The sequence below is a fragment of the Pseudomonas sp. genome (genome assembly GCF_050739995.1).
In the GTDB taxonomy this organism is placed as follows: domain Bacteria; phylum Pseudomonadota; class Gammaproteobacteria; order Pseudomonadales; family Pseudomonadaceae; genus Aquipseudomonas.
Genome location: NZ_JBOICG010000600.1, coordinates 1 through 4,214 on the forward strand (window position 1 = coordinate 1; position 4,214 = coordinate 4,214).

The 4,214-nt window shown below is 61.2% G+C and carries 2 protein-coding genes; one reads left to right on the forward strand and one right to left on the reverse strand.

The features are described from left to right. Positions 1-99 precede the first annotated feature (99 nt). Positions 100-2,019 carry an ATP-binding cassette domain-containing protein gene (locus tag ACRESD_RS20075; protein WP_431752494.1) on the reverse strand — a complete coding sequence of 640 codons (1,920 nt, stop codon included), beginning with the start codon at positions 2,017-2,019 and terminating at the stop codon, positions 100-102. A 212-nt stretch (positions 2,020-2,231) separates the two neighbouring features. On the opposite strand from ACRESD_RS20075, the gene ACRESD_RS20080 reads away from it, so the two are divergent. Next, on the forward strand, positions 2,232-4,160 hold the full coding sequence (locus ACRESD_RS20080) for a transglycosylase SLT domain-containing protein (protein ID WP_431752495.1): 1,929 nt from the start codon (positions 2,232-2,234) through the stop codon (positions 4,158-4,160). Positions 4,161-4,214 lie beyond the last annotated feature (54 nt).

The following is a 4,214-nucleotide window of genomic DNA, read 5'->3' on the forward strand; positions in this document are numbered from 1 at the left end:
ATCGGGGGCAAGCCCCCTCCCACATTTAAACTGCATTCTCATATGAAAAACCCGGTGCTCATCAGATGAGCACCGGGTTTTTCAATGCCCTGGAATCAATCAGGCATCCAGCTCCGCCCAACGCTCCATCAGCACTTCCAACTCCTGGTTCAACGTCTCCAGCGAAGCGATGACCTTGGCGGTTTCAGTCGCAGGACGCAGGTAGAAACCAGCGTCAGCCATCTCCGCTTCCACCGCAGCAATCTGCTGTTCCTTGGCGTCGATATCACCCGGCAAAGCTTCCAGCTCGCGCTGCAGCTTGTAGCTGAGCTTCTTCTTGCCAACCGGTGCTGCCTGCTCAACAGGTGCGGGCGCTGGCGCCGGGGCGACCACTGCCGAGTTCAGGTCGGCCTTGCCGGACTTGCTCTCGGTCACGCCCAACAGGCGCGGCGAGCCGCCCTGACGCAGCCAGTCCTGATAACCACCGACGTATTCACGCACCTTGCCTTCACCTTCGAAGACCAGGGTGCTGGTGACCACGTTGTCGAGGAATGCCCGATCGTGACTGACCATCAGCACGGTGCCGTTGAAGGTCAACAACACCTCTTCCAGCAGCTCGAGGGTTTCCACGTCGAGGTCGTTGGTTGGTTCGTCGAGCACCAACAGGTTGGCCGGTTTACTGAACAACTTGGCCAGCAGCAGGCGCGCGCGCTCACCACCGGACAAGGCTTTCACCGGCGTACGTGCACGTTGCGGGCTGAACAGGAAGTCGCCCAGGTAACTGAGCACGTGACGGCTCTGGCCGTCGATATCGATAAAGTCGCGACCTTCTGCAACGTTGTCGATCACGGTTTTTTCCAAGTCCAACTGATGGCGCAACTGGTCGAAGTAGGCCACGTCGATCTTGGTGCCCTCCTCTACCTTGCCGCTGGTTGGCTGCAGGCCACTAAGCATCAGTTTGAGCAAGGTGGTCTTGCCGGTACCGTTGGCGCCCAGCAGGCCGATACGGTCGCCGCGCTGCAGGACCATGGAGAAGTCCTTGATCAGGAACGGGCCGTCCGGATGATGGAAGCTGACGTTCTCCAGCACCATCACTTGCTTGCCCGACTTCTCGGCCGTGTCCAGCTGGATATTGGCCTTGCCGGTGCGCTCGCGACGCTCGCTGCGCTCAACGCGCAGCGCCTTCAAGGCACGCACACGACCTTCGTTGCGGGTGCGGCGGGCCTTGATGCCCTGGCGAATCCAGACTTCTTCCTGGGCCAGTTTCTTGTCGAACAACGCGTTGGCGGTTTCTTCGGCGGCCAGTGCAGCTTCTTTGTGCACCAGGAAGCTGGCGTAGTCGCCGTTCCAGTCGATCAGGCCACCACGGTCCAACTCGAGAATGCGCGTTGCCAGGTTCTGCAGGAAGGAACGGTCGTGCGTGATGAACAGCACGGCGCCCTGGAAATCCTTCAGGGCTTCTTCCAGCCAGGCAATCGCACCGATGTCCAAGTGGTTGGTCGGTTCGTCGAGCAGCAGCAGATCCGGCTCGGACACCAACGCCTGGGCCAGCAGCACGCGACGACGCCAACCGCCAGACAGCTCGGCGAGAGTCTTGTCGGCTGGCAACTGCAGGCGGCTCAGGGTGCTGTCCACCAACTGCTGCAAGCGCCAGCCGTCACGGGCCTCGAGGTCTTGCTGGACGTGCATCAGCTTGTCCAGGTCTTCTTCGGTGACGCAGTTCTGCGCGAGGTGGTGATATTCGGCGAGCAGAGCGCCCACGCCATCGAGGCCTTCGGCGACCACGTCGAACACCGTCCGTCCGTCGGCTACCGGCAACTCTTGCGGAAGTTCGCCGATCTTGAGGCCCGGAGCGCGCCAAACAGAGCCGTCGTCGGGCTTCTGATCGCCTTTGACCAGCTTCATCATGCTGGACTTGCCGGTGCCGTTGCGGCCGATGATGCACACCCGCTCACCACGGGCGATCTGCCAGGACACCTTGTCCAACAACGGCATAGCGCCGAAAGCAAGGGACACATCGCTGAATTTGAGCAGGGTCATACGCTTCTCCAAAAACTGGGCGCGCATTCTACCTGAGTTAGGGGCTAAGGCGGCCGGGATTTTCTCGGGCGACACACTCTGAGAGACATTTCCGAGGAACTTGAGCGAAGCGGCCTTCAAAGCTTTCACCGGCCGCGGGCAAAAGGCTAAGCTAGGGACAATCAGTGTCGGCGACCTCGGCACTTGTCCAGATTCCTCTGCACGGACGACTCATGCGCAGCCGCCTTTTCAACTTTTTATCTTGTCTGCTTCTTTCCGCCACCGCCGTTCAATCCGCCCAGGCCGTGGACCTCACCACCCAACGTCAATATTACGATGAAGCCAAGCGCGCCCTGGCCAAAGGCGACAGCGGGCCGTACATGCAATACAGCCAGGCCCTGGCCGACTACCCACTGACGCCCTACCTGGCCTATGACGAGCTGACCGCGCGCCTGAAAACCGCCAGCAACGAGGAAATCGAACAATTCCTCGCCAAAAACGGCGACCTGCCCCAAGCCAACTGGATGAAACTGCGTTGGTTGCGCTGGCTGGCAGACCGTGGCGACTGGCAAACATTCGAAAAGTACTACGACACCAAGCTCAATTTCGCCGAACTGGACTGCCTGCACGGTCAATACCAGCTCACGCACAATCTGAAAGCCGAAGGCTACAAGACAACTGAAAAGCTATGGATGACCGGCAAATCCCAGCCGGCCGCCTGTGATGCCACCTTTGGTCAATGGGCCGCCGATGGCCAACTCACCGAACAGAAGATCTGGGACCGCGCCAAGCTCGCCGCCGAAGCGCGCAACTACTCACTGGCCAACAGCCTGGTGAAAACCCTGCCTACTCTCGGCGCCCAGGGCCGCCTGATGGTGGACGTCGCGCAAAAGCCTGACATGCTCGGCGATCCGTCACGCTTCCTGCCAGCCAGCGAGGCGATGTCCGATGCGGTCGGCCTGGGCTTGCGCCGCCTGGCACGCCAGGACCCGGACAAGGCTATGGCCCTGCTCGATGGCTACGCCAGCAGCATGCACTTCTCCCGTGACGAAAAAGTGTCGATCGCCCGGGAAATCGGCCTGACCCTGGCGCGCCGCTACGATCCGCGCGCCCTGGACGTGATGACCAAGTACGATCCTGAACTGCGCGATAACACGGTGTCCGAGTGGCGCCTGCGCCTGCTGCTGCGCCTGGCCCGCTGGGAAGATGCCTACCAGCTCACCCGCAAACTCCCACAAGACCTGGCAACCACCAACCGCTGGCGCTACTGGCAGGCGCGCAGCCTGGAACTGGCCGAGCCAAAAAATCCCCAGGCGCTGGTGCTGTACAAAAACGTGGCGAAGGAGCGGGATTTCTACGGATTCCTCGCCGCTGATCGCTCCAAATCGCCTTACCAGTTGACCAACAAGCCGCTGGTGATGAGCCAGGCCCTGATGAACAAGGTGCGCAACACCCCCGGCGTACGCCGTGCCCTGGAGTTCTACGCACGCGGCCAAGTGGTGGATGGACGTCGCGAGTGGTACCACGTCAGCCGTCACTTCAATCGCGATGAAATGGTCGCCCAGGCCAAGCTGGCCTACGACATGAAATGGTACTTCCCGGCCATCCGTACCATCAGCCAGGCACAGTACTGGGACGACCTGGACATCCGCTTCCCGATGGCCCACCGCGACACACTGGTGCGTGAAGCCAAGGTACGTGGCCTGCACTCCAGCTGGGTGTTCGCTATCACTCGCCAGGAAAGCGCCTTCATGGATGACGCCCGCTCCGGCGTCGGCGCCAGCGGCCTGATGCAACTGATGCCAGGCACCGCCAAGGAAACCGCACGCAAGTTCAGCATTCCCCTGGCGTCGCCGGCCCAGGTGCTCGACCCGGACAAAAACATCCAGCTGGGCGCCGCCTACCTGAGCCAGGTACACAGCCAGTTCAACGGCAACCGCGTACTTGCTTCCGCCGCCTACAACGCCGGCCCTGGCCGCGTGCGCCAATGGCTGCGCGGGGCCGACCACCTGAGTTTCGATGTGTGGGTGGAAAGCATTCCGTTCGACGAAACCCGCCAGTACGTACAGAACGTGCTGTCTTATTCGGTGATCTACGGGCAGAAGCTCAACTCGCCACAACCGCTGGTGGATTGGCACGAGCGATACTTTGATGATCAGTAACACCGACCGATGAAAGTCCTGTAGTGAGCGGGCTTGCCCCGCGCTGGGTGGCGA